The sequence below is a fragment of the Pseudoalteromonas sp. SWN166 genome, assembly GCF_015864485.1.
Lineage (GTDB): Bacteria > Pseudomonadota > Gammaproteobacteria > Enterobacterales > Alteromonadaceae > Pseudoalteromonas.
Genome location: NZ_JADYXB010000016.1, coordinates 58,100 through 78,240, shown reverse-complemented (window position 1 = coordinate 78,240; position 20,141 = coordinate 58,100). Strand labels below are relative to the sequence as shown.

24 protein-coding genes are annotated in these 20,141 nt (G+C 38.0%); 17 read left to right on the top strand and 7 right to left on the bottom strand.

The genetic code is table 11. The features are described 5' to 3' along the window. The first annotated feature begins 95 nt into the window (after window positions 1-95). The 4 genes from I6F49_RS11550 (at window position 96) to glpG (ending at window position 3,566) form a co-directional block, all read left to right on the top strand. The gene (locus I6F49_RS11550; protein WP_197180564.1) at window positions 96-1,289 is read left to right on the top strand and encodes a glycine C-acetyltransferase; all 1,194 of its coding nucleotides are present in this window, start codon (window positions 96-98) and stop codon (window positions 1,287-1,289) included. Window positions 1,290-1,339: 50 nt separating this feature from the next. Beyond that, window positions 1,340-2,365, top strand: a complete 1,026-nt coding sequence (gene tdh / locus I6F49_RS11545; protein WP_002961053.1) for an L-threonine 3-dehydrogenase — start codon at window positions 1,340-1,342, stop codon at window positions 2,363-2,365. Between the two features lie 68 nt (window positions 2,366-2,433). Beyond that, window positions 2,434-2,751, top strand: a complete 318-nt coding sequence (gene glpE / locus I6F49_RS11540) for a thiosulfate sulfurtransferase GlpE (protein ID WP_077537084.1) — start codon at window positions 2,434-2,436, stop codon at window positions 2,749-2,751. After that, complete coding sequence (gene glpG / locus I6F49_RS11535; RefSeq protein ID WP_197180562.1) at window positions 2,748-3,566, top strand: rhomboid family intramembrane serine protease GlpG; 819 nt, start codon at window positions 2,748-2,750, stop codon at window positions 3,564-3,566. The genes glpE and glpG overlap by 4 nt, the downstream gene beginning before the upstream one ends. A 10-nt stretch (window positions 3,567-3,576) precedes the next feature. Here glpG and I6F49_RS11530 read toward each other — a convergent pair whose 3' ends face one another. Beyond that, window positions 3,577-3,975, bottom strand: coding sequence for a flagellar basal body-associated protein FliL (locus I6F49_RS11530; protein WP_197180560.1), 399 nt, complete (start codon window positions 3,973-3,975; stop codon window positions 3,577-3,579). A 167-nt stretch (window positions 3,976-4,142) separates the two neighbouring features. On the opposite strand from I6F49_RS11530, the gene I6F49_RS11525 reads away from it, so the two are divergent. Then, window positions 4,143-4,694, top strand: a complete 552-nt coding sequence (locus I6F49_RS11525; RefSeq protein WP_197180558.1) for a chorismate--pyruvate lyase family protein — start codon at window positions 4,143-4,145, stop codon at window positions 4,692-4,694. Further along, window positions 4,691-5,569 carry a 4-hydroxybenzoate octaprenyltransferase gene (gene ubiA, locus I6F49_RS11520; protein WP_197180556.1) on the top strand — a complete coding sequence of 293 codons (879 nt, stop codon included), beginning with the start codon at window positions 4,691-4,693 and terminating at the stop codon, window positions 5,567-5,569. The genes I6F49_RS11525 and ubiA overlap by 4 nt, the downstream gene beginning before the upstream one ends. 38 nt (window positions 5,570-5,607) lie before the next feature. On the opposite strand, the gene I6F49_RS11515 is transcribed toward ubiA, so the two are convergent. From I6F49_RS11515 to I6F49_RS11505, 3 genes are all read right to left on the bottom strand, one after another. After that, window positions 5,608-6,228, bottom strand: a complete 621-nt coding sequence (locus tag I6F49_RS11515; protein ID WP_197180554.1) for a 2OG-Fe(II) oxygenase — start codon at window positions 6,226-6,228, stop codon at window positions 5,608-5,610. Between the two features lie 92 nt (window positions 6,229-6,320). Then, entirely contained in the window at window positions 6,321-7,205 is an 885-nt protein-coding gene (locus I6F49_RS11510; RefSeq protein WP_197180552.1) for a LysR substrate-binding domain-containing protein, read from the bottom strand. A gap of 376 nt (window positions 7,206-7,581) precedes the next feature. Next, on the bottom strand, window positions 7,582-8,004 hold the full coding sequence (locus I6F49_RS11505; protein WP_010554403.1) for a DUF2721 domain-containing protein: 423 nt from the start codon (window positions 8,002-8,004) through the stop codon (window positions 7,582-7,584). Window positions 8,005-8,079: 75 nt separating this feature from the next. On the opposite strand from I6F49_RS11505, the gene I6F49_RS11500 reads away from it, so the two are divergent. Genes I6F49_RS11500 through tsaD form a run of 3 tightly spaced genes read left to right on the top strand, consistent with a single transcriptional unit; the run spans window position 8,080 to window position 10,069 of the window. Beyond that, window positions 8,080-8,433: a putative signal transducing protein gene (locus I6F49_RS11500; RefSeq protein ID WP_149594119.1), complete on the top strand. Its 354-nt coding sequence runs from the start codon at window positions 8,080-8,082 to the stop codon at window positions 8,431-8,433. Continuing rightward, complete coding sequence (locus I6F49_RS11495) at window positions 8,426-9,016, top strand: YjaG family protein (RefSeq protein WP_197180550.1); 591 nt, start codon at window positions 8,426-8,428, stop codon at window positions 9,014-9,016. The genes I6F49_RS11500 and I6F49_RS11495 overlap by 8 nt, the downstream gene beginning before the upstream one ends. Before the next feature lie 39 nt (window positions 9,017-9,055). Further along, a complete protein-coding gene (gene tsaD, locus I6F49_RS11490) occupies window positions 9,056-10,069 on the top strand; it encodes a tRNA (adenosine(37)-N6)-threonylcarbamoyltransferase complex transferase subunit TsaD (RefSeq protein ID WP_197180548.1) in 1,014 nt (337 codons plus the stop codon). A gap of 11 nt (window positions 10,070-10,080) precedes the next feature. Here the strand turns inward: tsaD and plsY are convergent, their stop codons facing one another. Beyond that, entirely contained in the window at window positions 10,081-10,692 is a 612-nt protein-coding gene (plsY, locus tag I6F49_RS11485; protein WP_197180546.1) for a glycerol-3-phosphate 1-O-acyltransferase PlsY, read from the bottom strand. Between the two features lie 230 nt (window positions 10,693-10,922). On the opposite strand from plsY, the gene folB reads away from it, so the two are divergent. From folB to I6F49_RS11470, 3 genes are read left to right on the top strand one after another with little or no spacing between them, the layout of a single operon-like run. Then, a complete protein-coding gene (gene folB, locus I6F49_RS11480) occupies window positions 10,923-11,282 on the top strand; it encodes a dihydroneopterin aldolase (RefSeq protein ID WP_197180544.1) in 360 nt (119 codons plus the stop codon). Beyond that, window positions 11,283-11,771 (top strand): 2-amino-4-hydroxy-6-hydroxymethyldihydropteridine diphosphokinase, encoded by a 489-nt coding sequence (gene folK, locus I6F49_RS11475; protein WP_166420960.1) that lies wholly within the window; start codon window positions 11,283-11,285, stop codon window positions 11,769-11,771. It begins immediately after the preceding gene. After that, window positions 11,768-12,568, top strand: a complete 801-nt coding sequence (locus I6F49_RS11470) for an undecaprenyl-diphosphate phosphatase (protein WP_007584742.1) — start codon at window positions 11,768-11,770, stop codon at window positions 12,566-12,568. The genes folK and I6F49_RS11470 overlap by 4 nt, the downstream gene beginning before the upstream one ends. Before the next feature lie 65 nt (window positions 12,569-12,633). Here the strand turns inward: I6F49_RS11470 and I6F49_RS11465 are convergent, their stop codons facing one another. After that, the gene (locus I6F49_RS11465) at window positions 12,634-13,422 is read right to left on the bottom strand and encodes a hypothetical protein (RefSeq protein WP_166420959.1); all 789 of its coding nucleotides are present in this window, start codon (window positions 13,420-13,422) and stop codon (window positions 12,634-12,636) included. A gap of 251 nt (window positions 13,423-13,673) precedes the next feature. On the opposite strand from I6F49_RS11465, the gene mpl reads away from it, so the two are divergent. Genes mpl through trmB form a run of 5 tightly spaced genes read left to right on the top strand, consistent with a single transcriptional unit; the run spans window position 13,674 to window position 18,019 of the window. Next, the gene (gene mpl / locus I6F49_RS11460; RefSeq protein ID WP_197180542.1) at window positions 13,674-15,029 is read left to right on the top strand and encodes a UDP-N-acetylmuramate:L-alanyl-gamma-D-glutamyl-meso-diaminopimelate ligase; all 1,356 of its coding nucleotides are present in this window, start codon (window positions 13,674-13,676) and stop codon (window positions 15,027-15,029) included. A 1-nt stretch (window position 15,030) separates the two neighbouring features. After that, entirely contained in the window at window positions 15,031-15,651 is a 621-nt protein-coding gene (locus I6F49_RS11455) for a flavin prenyltransferase UbiX (RefSeq protein ID WP_002961027.1), read from the top strand. Next, window positions 15,651-16,580: an ABC transporter ATP-binding protein gene (locus tag I6F49_RS11450; protein ID WP_197180540.1), complete on the top strand. Its 930-nt coding sequence runs from the start codon at window positions 15,651-15,653 to the stop codon at window positions 16,578-16,580. The genes I6F49_RS11455 and I6F49_RS11450 overlap by 1 nt, the downstream gene beginning before the upstream one ends. Then, window positions 16,581-17,348, top strand: coding sequence for an ABC transporter permease (locus I6F49_RS11445; protein WP_165739646.1), 768 nt, complete (start codon window positions 16,581-16,583; stop codon window positions 17,346-17,348). Further along, window positions 17,348-18,019 (top strand): tRNA (guanine(46)-N(7))-methyltransferase TrmB, encoded by a 672-nt coding sequence (trmB, locus tag I6F49_RS11440; protein ID WP_197176742.1) that lies wholly within the window; start codon window positions 17,348-17,350, stop codon window positions 18,017-18,019. The genes I6F49_RS11445 and trmB overlap by 1 nt, the downstream gene beginning before the upstream one ends. A gap of 6 nt (window positions 18,020-18,025) precedes the next feature. Here the strand turns inward: trmB and I6F49_RS11435 are convergent, their stop codons facing one another. Then, window positions 18,026-19,909: a bifunctional diguanylate cyclase/phosphodiesterase gene (locus tag I6F49_RS11435; protein WP_197180538.1), complete on the bottom strand. Its 1,884-nt coding sequence runs from the start codon at window positions 19,907-19,909 to the stop codon at window positions 18,026-18,028. Window positions 19,910-20,141: the final 232 nt, after the last annotated feature.

Genomic DNA, 20,141 nt, shown 5'->3' with positions numbered 1-20,141 from the left:
CGTGCATTTTTCCCATTAAACTTTTACAATACCCCACATAATAAACTGCCATTTAAATGTGGTTGTTTACCCGTTCAAATAAATGGAGATCACAGATGAGAGCATCTGCTTTTTTTAGCCAGCTACAACAGCAAATTGAAGACGTAAAAACCGAAGGTTTGTATAAAAGCGAACGTATTATTAAGTCCCAACAGCAAGCTAAAATTGAAGTTGCATCAGGTAAAGTAATCAACTTTTGTGCTAATAACTACTTAGGTTTAGCTAATAGCCCAGAGCTAATTGAAGCGGCGCAAAACGGTTTAAAGAACCATGGTTTTGGTGTTGCGTCTGTTCGTTTTATTTGTGGCACGCAAGATATCCATAAAACGTTAGAGCAAAAAATCAGTGAATTTTTAGAAACAGAAGATACAATTTTATATTCTTCATGTTTTGATGCAAACACAGGCTTGTTTGAAACCATTTTAGGCGCAGAAGACGCTATTATTTCTGATTCTCTAAACCATGCATCAATTATTGATGGCGTACGTTTGTGTAAAGCTAAGCGTTTTCGTTATGCAAATAACGACATGGCTGATCTTGAAAAGCAACTTATTGCAGCCGATGAAGCCGGCGTTAAAACTAAGCTAATAGCGACAGATGGCGTGTTTTCTATGGACGGCGTTATCTGTAATTTAGAAGCAGTGTGCGACTTAGCCGATAAATACGATGCACTTGTAATGGTTGATGACTCTCACGCAGTTGGCTTTGTTGGCGAAAACGGTAAAGGTACACCAGAGTACTGTAATGTATTAGACCGTGTAGATATTATTACCGGTACATTAGGTAAAGCGCTGGGTGGCGCATCAGGTGGTTATACATCGGGTAAAAAAGAAATTGTTGAATGGTTACGTCAGCGTTCACGCCCATACTTATTCTCAAACTCATTAGCACCTTCAATTGTTACTGCATCAATTAAAGTACTTGAAATGCTAGGAAATGGCGGCGAGCTGCGCGCTAAACTTTGGTCAAACGCTAAGTACTTCCGCGAGCAAATGGAAGCCGCTGGTTTTACCTGTGCAGGTAAAGATCATGCAATCATTCCCGTAATGCTAGGTGATGCAAAAGTAGCCTCGTTAATGGCTGATAAGCTACTTGCTGAAGGTATTTACGTAACGGGCTTTTCATTCCCAGTAGTACCAAAAGGGCAAGCCCGCATTCGTACACAAATTTCAGCGGCGCATAGCATTGAGCAACTCGATATTGCTATTGATGCATTTACCCGTATTGGTAAAGAAATGGGCGTTATTTAATTTTATTTTAAACCGAAGCCTCGCTTCGGTTTTTTAGTTGAGTGTGAATTATGAAAGCATTATCTAAATTAAAAGCAGAACCGGGCATTTGGATGACAGATGCGCCAAAGCCAGAAGTGGGTCATAACGACTTACTAATTAAAATTCGCAAAACAGCTATTTGTGGTACCGACGTACATATTTACAAATGGGATGAATGGGCAAGCAAAACTATTCCGACTCCAATGGTTGTTGGTCACGAATATGTTGGTGAAGTCGTTGATATGGGCCAGGAAGTTCGTGGCTTTAAAGTAGGCGACCGCGTATCGGGTGAAGGTCATATTACGTGTGGTCATTGTCGAAATTGTCGTGCAGGGCGTGTACATTTATGCCGTAATACAACAGGTGTTGGCGTAAATCGTGAAGGTGCATTTGCTGAATATTTAGTTATTCCTGCATTTAATGCATTTAAAATTCCAGATAATATTTCTGACGAATTAGCCTCTATTTTTGACCCATTTGGCAACGCCGTTCATACCGCATTATCGTTCGACTTGGTTGGCGAAGATGTATTGATTACGGGGGCAGGTCCAATTGGTATTATGGCAGCGGCTGTTGCAAAACACGTGGGTGCTCGCCACGTTGTTATTACCGACGTGAACGAATACCGTCTAGATTTAGCGCGTAAAATGGGCGCGTCACGTGCTGTAAATGTGGCCAACGAAAAGCTTGAAGATGTAATGAAAGAGCTAGGTATGACAGAGGGCTTTGATATTGGCCTTGAAATGTCAGGTGTGCCAAGTGCTTTTAATTCAATGCTTAATAACATGAACCACGGCGGCAAAATTGCCATGCTAGGTATTCCACCATCAGATATGGCGGTTGACTGGAACCAAGTTATTTTTAAAGGCTTAGTGATTAAAGGTATTTACGGTCGCGAAATGTTCGAAACGTGGTACAAAATGGCAAGCTTGATTCAATCTGGTCTTGATTTGAATCCAATCATTACACATCAGTATTCTGTGGATGACTTCCAAGCTGGCTTTGATATGATGATTTCAGGTCAGTCAGGTAAAGTAATTTTAAACTGGGATTAACTCCCACCTAAATTACAAGAAGGGCGGCTTTAGCCGCCTTTTTTATACTACTAATTAAAGAGACTTCAATGGCATTTAAACATATTTCTATAGCGCAAACGTTAGAACTTTTAGATAAAGAAGACGTTGTAATTGCAGATATTCGCGATCCTAATTCGTATCAAGCAGGTCATATCCCAGGTTCTGAGGCACTTTCTAACGGTAATATTGCCCAGTTTATGATGGAAAAAGAATTCGATCAGCCAATTATAATTGTGTGCTACCACGGTATGAGCTCTCAAGGCGCCGCTAGCTATTTAGTTGAACAAGGCTTTGAAGATGTTTATAGCATGGATGGTGGTTTTACCGCTTGGGAAGCAGCTTACAGCGAGAAAGTAGAGCGATGATAGAGCTTGGCAGTTTAAATAACCCGCGCGCCGCACAAGGCTTTATAGATTATTTAAAAAGCCAAGGTTTAGATGCAAAGATACACTCGGCAGATGGCAGTAATGTCATTATTAGTGTGACTGAGGAGGACTTTCATCAAGTTCAGCCGTTATGGGCTGAATTTACACAAAACCCTAATCATGAAAAATACCTACAAGCATCTTGGGATGTAGGCAGCACGCAATCGCCGCTTAAATATCAAGGGCAATCACTCAATCTAATAGCCCGTTTTAAAGCGCTCAGCTGGTTAAATCAAACCGTAAGTATTGTAAGCGTAATAATTTATTTTGCTTTTTTACTAGGTGGTTTTGAGACCATTTACACTATGATGCAGTTTAAACCTACGCAGCCTTTAAGTTGGTTAACGCCCGCGCTCGTACATTTTAGCGCGATGCATATAGTGTTTAACTTAATTTGGTGGATGTCGCTTGGTGACAATATTGAAAAACAATGCGGAAAACTAAGCTTAATAGGCTTGTTTTTAGTGACTGCACTTATTAGTAATTGGGCACAATACTTAATGGTTGGCCCAAATTTTGGAGGCCTAAGCGGTGTGGTATATGGGTTACTTGGTTTTTGTTGGATTCATAGCTTTTTAAATCCGAACAAACCTGCGCTGGTTAGTACCGCAATTATTGGCTTTATGTTGATTTGGCTAGTACTTGGTTTTGCAGATGTATTGTTTGTTGGTATGGCTAATTGGGCACACTTAGGTGGGTTAGTTAGCGGCATGGCTTTTGCCTATACCGCTAAAATATTTAACGTAAAACGTTAACCGTTAAATACTAATGATATAAATATTTAGTGAACAAGACTTCACGGATGATCTCTTGTCCTGTTTCTTCTTTTAAAAGGCTTTTTAGTTTTTCGGCGCACTTTGCGCGTATTTCTTCTCGACCAGTAAGTGATTTTATTTTCTCTTCAGACTCTTTTGAAAATATTTCTACTAAGGCATCGCGCAGTAAAGGGGTGTGGTGCTCTACTATTACAATATCTGAAGTGTCATTAAGCATTAAATCTATAGTTACGCGCACATAGCCCATTTTTTTACTTGATGGGCTAATATAGTTAGTAATTATATCTGGCTCAAAACCAAAATAACCAACTGTGGATTCAGCTCGAGCTGTAAAGCTTATAACGCTTACAAAGAATGTAAAAAGACCTGCGTATACTATTTTTTTCATATTTAAAGCGTTTCTAAAAACCTGTTGTAAATAGTTTATACCCAATGGTGTGTAATAAACAGCGCCAAGCAGTTATTTATCTTAGTTATTTATGGCAGTAAATCATCACTTTTTCAAATGCATTGGCAATGTTATTATTGCTCCGGTTTTTATTTAATTGAGCAATTGTGACTACTTTTCCTATTTCTTTGTCTGCCAATTGGCAACATACTTCACAAGTAAGTGGCTTAACAGCGACTGAGCGTGATTGGCTATTTGAGCCTCATTCATTAACGGCTAAATTAAAAAGTCGATCGCAAAACTTCTCTGTAAAAGTGCTCAGTGAGCAAACGTTTGATTTATCGGTTGAGCAACAAAAATTACTTAGTTGCACAGCCGTATCGGCACTAAATAGAGAAGTAATTTTGTTATGTGATGATAAGCCAATGGTCTACGCACAAAGTTGGCTACCCGACAATAAACGACAAGATAAATCGTATAATCCTCTGCTTAACATGGGAGAGCGACCTCTTGGTGATGTTATTTTTCAAGACCCTCAATTAGTGCGCACTGATATAGAAGTAGCATGTTTTAACAGCGAGCATTCATTACAGCAGTTGGTGTCTCAATTAAATTTATCTAAACAAAACTTACTAGGTCGTCGAAGTGTGTTTTCGCTACGAGATTATAAGTTTTTAGTGTGTGAAGTATTTTTACCCGGGGCGTATTTGTACTCATGAGATTAGCTACTTTAAAGCCAAAACATATTCCTTACTACATACAGCTAATGCGTATAGATAAGCCTATAGGTACCTTGTTATTACTTTGGCCAACATATTGGGCTTTGTGGCTTGCTAATAGCGGAATGCCTAGCTTACTCAACTTTATCGTATTTACATTAGGTGTGGTTGTTATGCGAAGCGCAGGGTGCGTAATTAATGACTTTGCAGATAGGAAAATAGATGGCTCAGTAAAGCGTACTGCTCAGCGACCGCTTGCTTCAGGGCAGGTTTGCAGCGGTGAAGCACTTAGCCTATTTTTACTGCTAATTGTTATAGCATTTATTTTAGTATTAATGCTGAGCGTTAATACTATTTTGCTTTCTTTTGGGGCTTTGGCTTTAGCCTTTTGTTATCCCTTTATGAAGCGCTATACACAATTACCTCAAGTTGTTTTAGGAGCTGCATTTGGTTGGGCTATTCCAATGGCGTATATGGCTTCAATTAATGGTTTACCATCGCAAGCATGGCTATTATTTATAGCTAATATTTGTTGGACAGTCGCTTATGACACAATGTATGCCATGGTTGATAGAGATGATGATTTAAAAATAGGGGTAAAATCAACCGCTATTTTATTTGGTAAATACGACCGTCACATTATATTTTTACTTAACGCTGTATTTATAGCATTGGTTGCTTTTATTGGTATAAGTAATCATTTAAGTGTCGCGTTTGGAGTAGGTTTGAGTGTTGCTGCTGGTTTATTGGCCTATCAACAAATGCTTATTCATAAACGAGAGAGGGACGCCTGCTTTAAAGCATTTTTAAATAATCATTATGTGGGTTTGGCTATTTTTATGGGATTATTATTTTCATACCCAATGGCATTTTAAAAGCCACAATAAAGGCTGTTAAAATGCACTATTTAGAGCTATCGGGGCGGATCAATAATGCCGCTAATAGAGGCGTTTTTTCTAAACCATCCAGCAATAGAATAGCGTTCGTCAACTGCGGGAAGTACTTCGTGGGCAAAACGTTCGCTTTCAAACATAACTAATGTGCCAGCAGTTGGTTTAATCGTTATTTCTACTTCTTTACTTTTAGGTTTATAAATAATAAGTTCGCCACCTTGCTCTGGCGTATTCAAATAAAGCACCGTTGTAAATACACGATTAGATCGACCTTTAAATGCATCTAAGTGTTTTTTGTAAAAATCACCCTGTGTATATTTTGCATAATGGCATTCGTAATCAAATAGCCCCATAAAAAAGCTACGATTCAACGTGGTTTTTATACTTTGCATTATTGCTTGATACGTAAGCTGTGCTTGAGAACTGCCATCAAACCAATAAGTTTTGTCAGTACGAATAGTTTTATCTATTTGTAAGTTATTTAATCGACCAATACCGGCAAGGCTAAAGTGGGGGTTTATACGGTGACAATCTGCAACTAAATCGTTAACTAAATCGGCAATAAGCGCGTTATGAATTACGGTGTATCCTTGGCGTTCTATATCATCTAAATAGACATCAGGACCAAAAAGTGTGTTCATTCACATCAGCTGTTTAAAAAAGGTGCGACAGTGTAGCCGAAAAGCGATTTAAAGCTACTGTTTATTGTGCCGCACTTTTTCAAAAAGAAGGGTTAGTTAAATGCAGCTCCCGCTTTCTTTATAAGCGATAGTAAATGCTCTACATGTTCAGTAATAGAGGTTTGCTGGCTTGTTTGTACTACGAGTTGTTCGTGGTTTAAATCTTTATTTGTTTTCAGTTGCACGAGTTCAGGGTTTTCTGCGATTGTGTTTGCATGTTCAATGCTTGCAATAGCAAAATGATCTGATTTAACTACGCCAGCCATTACTTGCTCAATACTACCCACTTTAATACTTGATGATTTATTTAAAGAATCAATTGCTTCATTAAGCATGGTTTGCACTTGTTTCGATTGAGAGAAGCAGCCAAACATAGGATAGCTATCAAGGTTTTGCTTACTTATATCGTTTTTATGTGCAAGAGGGTGATTTTTTGAAACAAATAATACAAGCTGATCAGGTAAGTGAATATCACTGCCAATACTATTAATCGCTTGAGAGTATACACTTATGTCTATTTCTCCTTGTTGGAGTTTACGTGTTAGCTCTTGCTGATCTTGTAATTGCATTTCAATTTTTATATGTGGATATTGAGCTAAAAACTGCCCACAAGAAATAGGTACTATGCTGCTTGCCTTATTGGTATAGCCAATAACCAGCTTTTCGTTAGCATTACCGTTTACTAATTGAAAAATCCGTTTTTTCGTTAGCTCAAGCTCCGATAGAGTCGTTTTAGCATATTCAAGAAAAAGTTCGCCTTCTGGCGTTAATTTAACTGAACGTGTTGAGCGTTTTACTAACTCATATCCCATTTCATTTTCAAGTGTTTGAATGCTGCGCGTTAGCGCTGAAGTACTGATTTGGGTTTGTTCAGCTGCTTGTCTAAAGTGACGTAACACTCCAAGTGCTACAAATTGCTCTAATTGTTCAAATCTCACTTTATAGTCCTTTTTTATAAGTAAGTCGCAGATACAGCGGACATCAAATATATTAATTTTTATTCTAAAGTTTAGTAAAATTTTATATTGAAATATATTTGCTAGTTCATACGTGTTTCCAGCAGGATACCCCCCTTTTAGTATTAATTAAAGAAAAAAGCGACCAAATAGTATTGCTTTTTTAATTGAAGACTAGTTGTTTATTGCTCTTTATCGACATTTTTGCAATTGACTATTTTTATAAAGTTATTCTTAGTCAATAGGTTAATTGGATAATTGGAGTCTGATTGTTCTAAATAATAAAAAAGTATGCCCCAAAATGGGGCATATATATAAGATTATTGTGACAAATAATAGGGAAGCGATAAATACAAATTTATTTCACAAAATTCCGACTAATCCTATTGCTTAATGGTTTGTTTTCAATGCTTTGCAGTTCTATTTCAATTGCATCGCAGGAAATATGTATTTCAAATAAAGACGTTAATAACGATAGACTTAAACAAGCTAAACTAACACCAAATAAAATAATGCCCGTGGTATTAAATTCAATAAATAAAGCAAACATTGAAAATGTACACAGTAGAAAAGAGGCGACTCCGTATACTTGCATTGTTCTAATTAGCTTAATGCGTTTACGTAAATTAGTGATTTGAGCCACTACAACAGGGCGAATAGATTCACCCTCGCGCGTATTTAACTCCCTAATTAATTGCGCTAAAACTAAAAATCGGTTTGTATAGGCTAGTAATAGCAGCGATATGGCCGGGAAAAGTAGGCCCGGGGTTGTAAGTGTCATGTTTATTCCTTAAAAGTGCAGCATGCTAGTAATCTAGCGCAGGATATTGTTAACACAAAATAAATGAGGTGAATATTGCAAAATATTAATAATAAAAACTCAACAGATAGCTCCTTTCAATGGGTTACAATTTATAAAGCCGAAAATACCCTTGAAGCTAATATTATTAAAGGCTTAATACAAACCAGTGGCATTGAATGCAAAATAAAAGGTGAGATGCTCCAAGGCGCAATGGGAGAAATTCCATTTGATCAAACACAAGTTAGTGTGCAGGTTTATGCGATAAAAGAGCGCCATGCGCGACAAATATTGGTAAACTATCAACAAGTAAAACAATCCGCTCCAGATTGGGTATGCCCTAACTGTAATGAGCATAATGGATCAACATTTGATTTTTGTTGGTCGTGTGAGACGTTAAAGAATGACTAAAGCAAATAATTTTCAGCGTATTAGAGAGCTTAACTATTTACAGAAAGCCGTTTTAGCGAGTGCTTTAATAGAGCGAATGCTGCCAAATTACGGTTTATTTAGCGAAGCAACGGGATTTGGTGACGAAACCTTATTACGTAGTTCGCTTAATGTTTGTTGGGAAAAAATATTACTGCCTAAGAGTAAAATAGATCTCGAAAAACAAGTTGAAAAAATAGAACCTAATGTTCCTGAGCTTGCTGATTTTGATATGTTTGGTACTTACCCTGCTATTGATGCTGCAACGTCTTTACTTAGCTTAATGCACGGTTTAATGGCGCAAGATGAGCAAGAGTTCATTAGTGTTAGCAAAATATCTCAAGCAACCGTAGCGCGCTTTATTGAATATCAAATGACGGTTGAGGGCGAGGTTGCAGATAACACTGCCGTTAGAGGGCATCCATTAATGCAATACGAAATTGAAGTATTAGGTGAGCTAATTGATTTTGTAGAAAATATGGGGCGTATTACCTCTGATAGCGTAAAGGCACTTAAAAAGTTTGCCCTTGAAGATGGCCAAACAAATATTGGTCTTACGTTATAAAAGTAGCAAAGTAAAAATTTAAAAGGCAGGAGAAGTACTGTGCGAATTTTAGGCATTGAATCGTCATGCGATGAAACGGGCATTGCAATATACGATGACGAAAAAGGCTTGTTAGCTCATCAATTATACAGCCAAGTAAAAGTACACGCTGATTATGGCGGTGTAGTGCCAGAGCTTGCATCACGCGATCATGTTCGTAAAACGCTGCCGCTTATAGATGCTGCTTTTGCACAAGCAGGTTGTGGCCCCGAAGATTTAGATGGCATTGCTTATACTGCAGGCCCAGGTTTAGTTGGCGCGCTATTGGTAGGCACGTCTATTGGTCGCTCGTTAGCGTATGGTTGGGATATTCCTGCTGTTGCAGTTCATCATATGGAAGGGCATTTACTTGCTCCCATGCTTGAAGAAAACATCCCTGAGTTTCCGTTTATAGCACTACTTGTATCGGGCGGTCATACCATGATGGTTAAAGTCGCGGGTATTGGCCAATACGAAGTATTGGGCGAGTCAGTTGATGATGCCGCAGGCGAAGCCTTTGATAAAACGGCTAAGTTACTTGGTCTTGATTACCCTGGAGGTCCGCGCTTAGCTAAAATGGCCGAACAAGGCGTTGCGAAGCGCTTTATTTTTCCTCGCCCGATGACTGATAAACCGGGCCTTGATTTTAGTTTTAGTGGTTTAAAAACTGCGGCATCAATCACTATTCGTGAAAACGACGATGATGAGCAAACTAAAGCTGATATAGCGCATGCATTTCAAACTGCAGTTATTGATACGCTGGTTATTAAGTGCAAGCGAGCGCTTAAACAAACCGGTATTAAGCGTTTAGTAATCGCCGGTGGCGTAAGTGCAAATACACAACTACGTTTACAGCTTGAACGCGTAATGAAAGGTATGAAAGGTGAAGTCTTTTATCCGCGTACTGAATTTTGTACCGACAACGGTGCAATGATTGCTTATACAGGAATGCAACGTTTAAAAGCAGGTCAGTTTGCAAGTCTTGATATGAAAACAAAACCTCGCTGGCCAATAGATAGCCTTGAGCCGATTTAACTGCTCATATTTTAAAGATTTTTGTTTTCATCAGTGGGTGCTTTTTTAGCGCCCACTTTTGGTTCGTCCCCACTAAATAGTCTAATAACATTAGTACGATGACGAAATATAATTAACAGCGTAATAAAAGCAACAGGAAGTGTATAAAGTGGTTTTATCAGCCATGTATATAAAGGCGCTAAGGATACAGCTACAAGCGCTGCAAGTGATGAATAGCGTGTTATTGCTACAACAACGAGCCAAGTGCATACAAGCAAACCTGCTAACGATAAGCCAATAGGTAATAACGATCCAAATGCAGTTGCTACAGCTTTACCGCCTTTAAAGCTAAAAAAGAGTGGATACATATGGCCTAGGCAAGCCGCTACAGCGACTAAACCTAGCTCTAAAGGTTCAACTTCTAAAAAATAAGCGCCCCAAACCGGAATAGTCCCTTTTAAAATATCAAACACTAAAACCAAGCAAGCCGGAAATGCTCCGCCTAATCTATAAACATTTGTAGCGCCTGGGTTGTTAGAACCGCTATTACGAGGGTCGGGGAGTTTGAACAACCGCGACACTAAAATAGCCGACGAAATCGACCCAAGTAAATAAGCTAAAACAAACATTAAAGTGGCTAACACACGCTTCCTTATTTTTTAATTGCTATACCAATTGATAGTACTTTTAAGCTATTATTGGCAGCAAAATTTATCGTGAAAATTATTAACAGGCTATTTAATAGCTAGTTTGGTTATTTTGCTATTGTAGAAGTTATTTTCACATATTTAAACACTGGCTAAACCATATACAGTATTAATTTTATTAATGCTTTGTATAGTTGCTTAGTAGTTTGTTGTTATTTGGAGTATCAATGGATAAGGTTTTTATATCTCAATTGCACGTCGACACCATCATTGGAGTGTACGACTTTGAAAAAGAAAGTAAACAGAGCCTTTATTTTGATATTGAAATGCTCAGCGATATTAAGCCTGCAGCCGAAAATGACGATATTAATTTAGCACTCGATTACTCAAAAGTAAGTGAGCGAGTTATTGAGCACTGCACTTTAAAACCTGTAGAGTTGCTAGAAACTTTAGTTGAACAATTAGCGCATATTATTTTAAGCGAGTTTAATACGCTACAAGTTACTATAAGAGTAAGTAAACCAGCAGCAGTAGCACAAGCGCAAACTGTAGGTGTTGAAATTACACGTGTTAAGGCAACTGGCTAAATGGCTAAAATTTATATCAGCCTAGGGTCAAATATAAATAAAGCGCATTATATACAATGTGCATTAATTGCACTTAAGCAGCACTTTGAACATATTGTACACTCGTCTGTTTTTGAAAGTGAAGCAGTTGGGTTTGCTGGCAATAATTTTTATAATTCAGTGGTTGGTGCATCAACGGATATGCCATTGGTTGATGTATGCGCTTTATTAAAGCAAATAGAGCGCGATAATGGTCGTAATGCAAGCGACAAAAAATTTAGTCCACGAACGCTCGATTTAGATTTACTATTTTATGATGATGTAATTTGCGATTCCCCTGCGCAACTACCACGAGATGAAATAACTAAAAACGCATTTGTATTACAACCTCTTAGCGAGGTTGCCCCAGATTTCTATCATCCTGTAGCTAAACAAACGATTGCGCAGTTATGGAATGAATATAATAACCCTCAACAAAAGCTATGGAAGGTGGAGTTTTCTAACCCATGAGTATCATCGAAATAATTATTTTAGCCCTCATACAGGGATTTACTGAGTTTTTACCAATATCTAGTTCTGCGCATTTAATTCTCCCATCGCAAATTTTAGGCTGGGAAGATCAAGGGCTTGCGTTTGACGTAGCAGTACATGTTGGTACTTTAATTGCCGTTGTTATTTATTTTCGTAAAGAGGTCGTCGACATACTCAGTGCATGGTTTAAATCATTTGGTAAGCAAGGCACTACCGATGACAGTAAATTAGGCTGGTGGATTATACTCGGTACAGTGCCTGCTGCTATTTTAGGATTACTTTTAAAAGACTTTATTGAGTTGTATTTGCGAAGCGCTTGGGTCATTGCTACTACCACTATTGTGTTCGGTTTATTGCTTTGGTACGCGGATGCAAAAGGTAAGCAAATTAAAACTATTTACCAGCTCAATTGGAAAACGGCACTTATTATTGGCTTTGCACAAGCTGTTGCAATGATCCCGGGTACTTCTCGATCAGGTATCACAATGACTGCTGGTTTAATGCTAGGTATGAATAAACAAAGCGCAGCGCGTTTCTCATTTTTATTAGCCATTCCTATCATCTCTATGATGGGGCTTTATTATATTGCAGAGCTTGCACTGGGTGACCATGTAGTTGATTGGAATACATTATTACTTGGTGTGGTGTTATCGTTCTTATCGGCTTATGCATGTATATTTATGTTTTTAAAAGTAATAGAGCGAATGGGTATGTTGCCATTTGTAATATATCGTTTATTACTCGGTGTCGGTTTGATTGTATTTTTAACGCTATAAACAAACTTAATTAGTAAAACCAAAAAAAGCACCTTTAGGTGCTTTTTTTTGGTTTTAAACTTAGCTTATAAATTTAATAAATAAGCTTCAATAAAGCGGCGTTGGTTGGCGGCCTTTGGTGCTGTTTTAAATATAAGCGTATTGCCATTTTTGCGTAGCTTTAGCTCATTAGTAAATTTACATTCGATAGCATTGAACTGCGCTATGTCATTTTTAAAGCTTTGGTCGTTTTCACACATGCTTGCCATTTCGTTTGCTACTTGTGCACAAAATGAACCTACTGCATACTCTTTTAGGTTTTCATCATCAATGTTTTCCCAATCAACATTGGTATTTATTTTTAACCCGCATTGCTTATCTATTTCGCTATTAGCGGCAGCTATATTTTTTTGCTGATACCCTAAATGCTTTTCACGATTAAACTTTGCAAGTTTAGCTTGAGTGCCTTTACTTAATTGTTGCTCGTATTGCGCTTTTAAATCTTCAACAATAGCAGGATTCGACTCTTCTTTTTTTGATAAGTAAGTACCATCACGAGTGTCTGGAATATAAAGGTTGTAAGAGCAACAGCGGTAGCCTTCTTCAACACTTACTAAACTTCTTTGTGTACCATCGTAAGTATATTTGTACGCTTTATTACTACCATGAGGTTTTAAATCGGTTAAAAATACAATCCCATCAATATCATGGTTTATGCCTGTTACTTTTACTAAAGCTTGTTTTTTATCTGTTGTTGGGGCAATAACAACATTAACGCCTTCGCCCGAACTTAGTTCTATTGGGTACTTAGCAAATTCCAAAGCAAAGCTTTTTTGACTAAGTAAAATACAGGCTATAAAGAATAGTTTTTTCATATTAAGTCCTTTTTAAGTTTTAAAGTTATACAGCAAGCTGGTTTATAACATTGATAATAATTGATTAAAAGAAATACAAGGTAAGTGAACTTGCCTATTTTAAAGTTTTTAGCGTTTAAAAAACTAATTAACGTGTTTTTGGCACGAGTGAATTGTGCAGACGTACATAGTAACTAAGCACGAATTTTGGCATTATAGCGCCATTAAACTTTGCATAGCTGTAAAGTGAGCATACGATTTAAGGAAAGTATATGCATATACATATTTTGGGCATTTGTGGCACGTTTATGGGTGGCATTGCAGCCATTGCTAAATCATTGGGTCATAAAGTAACGGGTTCTGATCAAAACGTTTACCCACCAATGAGTACGCAACTTGAAGAGCTTGGCATTGAACTGACTCAAGGCTACAACGTATCTCAATTAGAGCCAAAGCCAGATATGGTAGTTATTGGTAATGCAATGAGCCGTGGTAACTCATGTGTTGAGTATGTGCTTGATAAAGGCTTGCCTTATACTTCAGGCCCTGAATGGCTTAAACATAATTTATTACAAAACTCATGGGTACTTGCTGTAGCGGGTACCCATGGAAAAACGACCACTGCGAGTATGCTTGCATGGGTTTTAGAATATGCGGGTTTAAAGCCTGGTTTTTTAATTGGCGGCGTTGTTCAAAATTTTGGTGTATCGGCCAAAGTAGGTGAAACGCCATTTTTTGTTATTGAAGCAGATGAATACGACACTGCATTTTTTGATAAGCGCAGTAAGTTTGTGCATTACCTTCCGCGTACACTTATTTTAAATAATCTTGAATTTGATCATGCTGATATTTTTGAAGATTTAAACGCAATAAAAAAACAATTTCATCACTTAATGCGTACATTACCTCAAAGCGGCAAAGTAATTTGGCCAAAGCAAGACGTAGCGCTTAATGACGTAATAGCACAAGGGCTTTGGAGCGAAAGCGAAACACTCGGTGATGATTGGAGCTATGAATTAATAAAAGCCGATGGTAGTGAGTTTAATGTACTTTTAAATAACGAAAAGCAAGGCACAGTTCGCTGGCAAGCATTTGGAGAGCATAACGTTAAAAATGCAATTATGACTATTGCAGCAGCGCGCCATGTGGGTATAGCCATTGATCATAGTATTGATGCCTTAGGAGAATTTATTAGCCCTAAAAGGCGTATGGAGCTAAAAGCTGATATAAATAATATTAAGGTGTATGACGATTTTGCGCATCACCCAACAGCAATTAAAACTACGCTTGCAGGACTGCGCGCAAAAGTAGGCGATGAAAAAATTATCGCTATTTTAGAGCCGCGCTCCAACACCATGAAAATGGGTGTACACCAATATACATTATTAGATTCACTGCGTGATGCTGACGACGTACTATTTTTTGAACCAGAGAATCTAAATTGGTCGCTAAAAGAGCAAGCAGATAAAGCGGGCATGCAGTGCTTTAGCTGCACACGAACAATTATTGATACAGTGCTTGAAAATATTAAGCCTAATCAACATATTTTAATTATGAGCAATGGCGGTTTTAATGGCCTTCATCAACACCTTGTTGATGGTTTAGCTGATAAATACAGCGGAGAATAGTGTGCAATTTAAAGATAGAATTACGCTCGCTTTTAGCGGTGCATCAGGTGCGCCTTATGGTTTAAGGTTACTTGAAGTATTGCTTGAGCAGCAATTTCAGGTTTACGTACTAATCTCAAGTGCAGCGCGAGTGGTGCTTGATACAGAATCAAACATTAAGCTCTCTGGTAACGAAGATAAAGCCACTGAGCAGTTAAGTACGCTGTTTAATGCCAAACCTGAGCAGCTAAAAGTATACGGTAAAGATAACTGGTTTAGCCCTGTGGCTTCGGGCTCTGCTGCACCTAAAAAAATGGTGGTATGTCCATGCAGTGCTGGGTCGGTTTCTGCAATTGCAGTAGGGGCGTCAGATAATTTATTAGAGCGTGCTGCTGATGTGGTAATTAAAGAACGCGGGCAGTTAATTTTAGTGCCGCGCGAAACACCGTTTAACGAAATTCATTTAGAAAACATGCTTAAGTTATCTCGTTTAGGGGTGACAATTATGCCAGCAGCCCCTGGTTTTTATCATAAGCCACAAAGTATTGAAGACTTAGTTGATTTTATGGTGGCGAGAATTTTAGATCATTTAAACATTGAACATAACCTAACAAAACGTTGGGGTTATGGTGAGGGTAAGTAATGAATAAGCAAAATATTGCTTTAAATATAGAAGGCCTTACCAAGGTTTATAAAAATGGTGTTGAGGCTATTAAGGGCGTTGATTTACAAGTTCATGAAGGTGATTTTTTCGCTTTGCTTGGTCCAAATGGAGCCGGTAAATCAACCACGATTGGTGTTATTTCGTCGCTTGTTAATAAAACAAAAGGCAAAGTAGAAGTATTCGGTTGCGATATTGATACTGATTTAGAAGCTGCAAAAGCGCATTTAGGCTTAGTGCCACAAGAGTTTAACTTTAGTCAGTTTGAAACGCTTAGCCAAATACTTGTTAATCAAGCTGGTTATTATGGTGTACCGCGTGGTGAAGCGCATAAACGTGCTGATAAATACTTAGCGCAGCTTGGCTTATTAGAGAAAAAAGACAAACAAGCGCGTACGCTTTCAGGCGGTATGAAACGCCGATTAATGATTGCGCGTGCCCTTATGCACGAACCCAAGTTGCTTATACTTGATGAGCCAACGGCAGGGGTAGACATAGAACTTCGTCGTTCAATGTGGGACTTTTTACGCCAAATAAATGAGCAAGGCGTTACCATTATTTTAACCACGCATTATCTTGAAGAAGCAGAGCTGCTGTGTAAAAACATCGCTATTATTGATTCTGGTCGAATTGTTGAAAACACGACCATTAAAGCACTGCTTGCAAAGCTTGATAAAGAAACCTTTATTTTAGATTTAAAAATGCCAGCAAATCCTGTAACGCTTGATGGCTACAAATTTACCATGGCGGACGATCATACAATTGAAGTCGAAGTAGCTAAATCACAGGGCTTAAACGCGGTATTTAGCGCATTAACAACTCAAGGTAATACAGTATTGAGCATGCGAAATAAAGCAAACAGACTAGAAGAATTATTTGTAGGATTATTAGAGCAAGGGCGGGGCGAATAAATGTTTAAATATGGCGTAGCCTTAAAAAGTTTATGGATTAAAGAATGTATTCGTTTCTTACGTATTTGGGTGCAAACCTTAGTACCGCCAGCAATTACGATGAGCTTATATTTTGTTATTTTTGGTAACTTAATTGGTTCACGAATTGGCGATATGGGTGGCTTTAGTTATATGGAGTTTATTGTACCTGGCCTTATAATGATGTCGGTTATTACTAACTCTTATTCCAATGTAGCCTCCAGTTTTTACTCAACAAAGTTTCAAAAAAGCATTGAAGAGCTTTTAGTTGCTCCTGTACCTAACTACATAATTGTACTGGGTTATATGGGTGGCGGTATGACGCGCGGTATTATGGTGGGCTTTATAGTTACCTGTGTGTCGTTATTATTTGTTGATATTCAAATTCACAATATTTTTGTAATTATGGCGACGGTTATTTTAACCTCAGCTGTGTTTGCTTTAGGTGGCTTAATTAATGCGATTTATGCAAATAGCTTTGACGATATAAGCATTATCCCCACCTTCATTTTAACGCCATTAACTTACTTAGGCGGTGTATTTTATTCAATTACCCTATTGCCTGAATTTTGGCAAAATGTATCACAAGTAAACCCAATTATTTATATGGTTAACGCATTCCGTTATGGATTTTTAGGTGTGTCGGATGTTGATTTAAGCGTGGCTCTTGGGGTTATTTTAGTATTTATAACAGCGTTATTTACATTAGCGCTTACATTGATTAAAAAAGGTGTGGGGCTAAGACACTAATGAGTGATGCAAATTCACGTAGTATTGTATCTAATCAAGCGGGTATTCACGAAAAGCTTGATGAAATAGTAAATAAGCACTTAGATGCTGAGTTTAAAAAGCCAATTGCAGCGCATACTCAAGCTGCGTTTGACGAGGTTAATGCTAAAGTACACGCCTTTAATGGCCCGCTTATTTTAGACTCGTGCTGTGGCGTGGGTGAAAGCTCAGCTAACTTAGCTAAGCGCCATCCAGATGCCCTTGTTATAGGTATTGATAAATCGTCGCATCGATTAGATAAGCACGATGTTGAGTATAAGCAAACCGACAGTGGGCAGTACATCTTAGTTCAAGCAGACTTAAACGACTTTTGGCGCTTAGCGGTTGCTGCTAATTGGCAACCTACGCACCATTATTTGTTGTATCCAAACCCGTGGCCTAAATCTAAGCATATTCGTAGGCGCTGGCATGGAGCTGCTATTTTTCCGTTTATCGTTAAATTAGGTGGGCAATTAGAAGTGCGCAGCAATTGGGATATTTACGTGAAAGAGTTCGCAAGGGCGCTTGAATTAACTGGCAACCCTTGCGATGTAACTCTTTATGAGTCAGACGATGCAATTACGCCTTTTGAGCGTAAATACTGGGCCAGTGGCCAGCAAAGCCACCGACTCGTTATTAACTTACCTCGCTAAAGTAAGTCAAAGTGCTAACTCTTCTTCTATAACCGTATTAACATGTGGTACTGGGTGGGCAAAATAGTTGCCTTGCATTAGTACCACATTCGCTTTTTTAAGCGCGGTTACTATGGTCGCATTTTCTACCGACTCGGCCATTAGTTGCAAACCAAGCTGATTAGCAAAACTGGCTATGTGTTCAATAAACAAGTAAATGTCTTTGTCATTCACTATTTGCTTTATTAGCGCGCCATCAAGTTTAATACCATCCACTTCTAGCTTAAGTACATTTGATATATTTGAGTAACCACTACCAAAGTCATCAATAATAACCTTCACGCCTTTTGTTTTAACCATACCAATGAATGCTTTTACTTCAGAAAAGTTGGCAATAGCTTGGGTTTCTAAAAGCTCTAACGTGATGTTGCTTGGGTGCGGGTAACGTTTAAGTTCATCAGCAATAAACTCGCTCAAATTAGGATCAAGCATATCTTGTGCTGTTATATTTAAGCTCCAGCAAATGTCGGTTTTTCTAAAGCGGCTAACACATTGTGAAAATATAGTGCGGGTAAGTAAGCCGTCCATTCTTGAGCGAGTCACTACATTTAAAAATGCATCAGGTTTTAACACTTCCCCTTGCGCTGTTACCATTCGAGCTAAACATTCGTACTGAACAACTTTATTGGTATTAGTATCAATAATAGGTTGAAAGTAAGGCACAATACGGTTGTTATCAAACGCTTCACGTACTTCTTTAGCCATTTCTACATTGTATTGATATTGTGTTTTTACATCGTGTAGTGCTTTTGAGTAGTTAACGACGTTGTGTCTACCTTGCTTAGCCTGTAGGGCCGCTATATGCGCGTTTTCGAGTAATAGCGATTTATTACCACTGGCAATACCTGCACAAAGGGTTATATAAATAAAAGGGTCGGTTAACACTGGCGTATTAAAGTTATAAGTTTTTACTAGGTCAGTAAATTCGTCATTACCCATTTCTTTAGGCGCGAGCAATACTATTTTGTTGGTTGCTAATCTGTATATATAGCAATGTGTAGAGCTTCTAAGCTTAAAGTGAGTAAGTAAGTTTTTCATTACCTTGTCGCCCACTTCAGTACCATAAAAGCTGTTTATATCTTCTATTTCATTAACCCAAATAACGGCTAATTGCATGTGATGGGCATTACTTTTTTTAATGTAGTATTCAAGCGCGATATGATTTGAAAAGCCAGTACTTGAGTCAGTTGCTAAAGAGCGCTTTAGTAAATAAATGTATATGGCGGCAACGAGTATCGCGATAAAAAAGAAGAAGCTAGCCATTGCAGCAGCCTTCGATACGCTTTCTTTAAGTTGTTGGTTTAAGTTGTAAATAGTTATATCGGCGCCCGTTAAATAGGTATTGCCGTTATTTGGGTCAACGTAAGGAATAAAAATAGTTTTAAAATGACCCCACTGATCGCTCGATATTTCAAATACAGGCTCTGTTGAATAAAAAGCACTTAGGTTGGCATCGGTGGCTTCAGGGTAGAGATCTAAAAATTGTGTTACTTTGCCATTATTTTGATCGTCTTGCGTGTAGCTTGATGAGCTAAAAAGAACCTTACCGTCTTTTAAAATCATTGAATATACGTAGGCAATATCAAGTGCTTGAGCAAACTCAGACAGTTGCTTACTTTTATTTTGATAGTAAGAAAAGCTTATATTATCGCCTTGATTAACAGCACTTAAATAATCCTCACCTAAAATATGTTTAACGCTGGTGGCGGCGTTAAGTAAGCGATTATCAACAGAGTGCATTATTTCGGCACGCGTGGTTTGGTAAGTGTAGTAAACATAGGTAAGCAAGCTTATTAAAAACAAGCTAAAGCCTGCCACTATCCAACTAACCTTTACTCTTCCTTCTGGCATATGTGTCCCTTTTTTGTTATCAAATTTATTATACCCAAAATAAGTAAATGCCCAATAAATAATTATGTTTAGTCGAATTTTAATTAAATTATCATTTTTTTGTCATCGCTTTGAGTGCTTTTGTAGGTTTAAGCGAGACATTTTAGTTATATTGCAGTAAAGTTAGCGCAATTTTTAAAGAAACACGATTGCTCTAAATATCCTATTCATTAGGCGTTTTTAATGAGTAAGC

Excerpts from the sequence above, each read along its gene's own strand:
- folK (WP_166420960.1), top strand. The coding sequence starts at position 11,283 with ATGGCTAAAATTTATATCAGCCTAGGGTCAAATATAAATAAAGCGCAT.
- folB (WP_197180544.1), top strand. The coding sequence starts at position 10,923 with ATGGATAAGGTTTTTATATCTCAATTGCACGTCGACACCATCATTGGA.
- I6F49_RS11550 (WP_197180564.1), top strand. The coding sequence starts at position 96 with ATGAGAGCATCTGCTTTTTTTAGCCAGCTACAACAGCAAATTGAAGAC.
- tdh (WP_002961053.1), top strand. The coding sequence starts at position 1,340 with ATGAAAGCATTATCTAAATTAAAAGCAGAACCGGGCATTTGGATGACA.
- glpG (WP_197180562.1), top strand. The coding sequence starts at position 2,748 with ATGATAGAGCTTGGCAGTTTAAATAACCCGCGCGCCGCACAAGGCTTT.
- I6F49_RS11450 (WP_197180540.1), top strand. The coding sequence starts at position 15,651 with ATGAATAAGCAAAATATTGCTTTAAATATAGAAGGCCTTACCAAGGTT.
- I6F49_RS11435 (WP_197180538.1), bottom strand. The coding sequence starts at position 19,909 with ATGCCAGAAGGAAGAGTAAAGGTTAGTTGGATAGTGGCAGGCTTTAGC.
- I6F49_RS11515 (WP_197180554.1), bottom strand. The coding sequence starts at position 6,228 with ATGAACACACTTTTTGGTCCTGATGTCTATTTAGATGATATAGAACGC.
- I6F49_RS11495 (WP_197180550.1), top strand. The coding sequence starts at position 8,426 with ATGACTAAAGCAAATAATTTTCAGCGTATTAGAGAGCTTAACTATTTA.
- glpE (WP_077537084.1), top strand. The coding sequence starts at position 2,434 with ATGGCATTTAAACATATTTCTATAGCGCAAACGTTAGAACTTTTAGAT.
- mpl (WP_197180542.1), top strand. The coding sequence starts at position 13,674 with ATGCATATACATATTTTGGGCATTTGTGGCACGTTTATGGGTGGCATT.
- trmB (WP_197176742.1), top strand. The coding sequence starts at position 17,348 with ATGAGTGATGCAAATTCACGTAGTATTGTATCTAATCAAGCGGGTATT.
- I6F49_RS11530 (WP_197180560.1), bottom strand. The coding sequence starts at position 3,975 with ATGAAAAAAATAGTATACGCAGGTCTTTTTACATTCTTTGTAAGCGTT.
- I6F49_RS11505 (WP_010554403.1), bottom strand. The coding sequence starts at position 8,004 with ATGACACTTACAACCCCGGGCCTACTTTTCCCGGCCATATCGCTGCTA.
- I6F49_RS11470 (WP_007584742.1), top strand. The coding sequence starts at position 11,768 with ATGAGTATCATCGAAATAATTATTTTAGCCCTCATACAGGGATTTACT.
- I6F49_RS11465 (WP_166420959.1), bottom strand. The coding sequence starts at position 13,422 with ATGAAAAAACTATTCTTTATAGCCTGTATTTTACTTAGTCAAAAAAGC.
- ubiA (WP_197180556.1), top strand. The coding sequence starts at position 4,691 with ATGAGATTAGCTACTTTAAAGCCAAAACATATTCCTTACTACATACAG.
- I6F49_RS11445 (WP_165739646.1), top strand. The coding sequence starts at position 16,581 with ATGTTTAAATATGGCGTAGCCTTAAAAAGTTTATGGATTAAAGAATGT.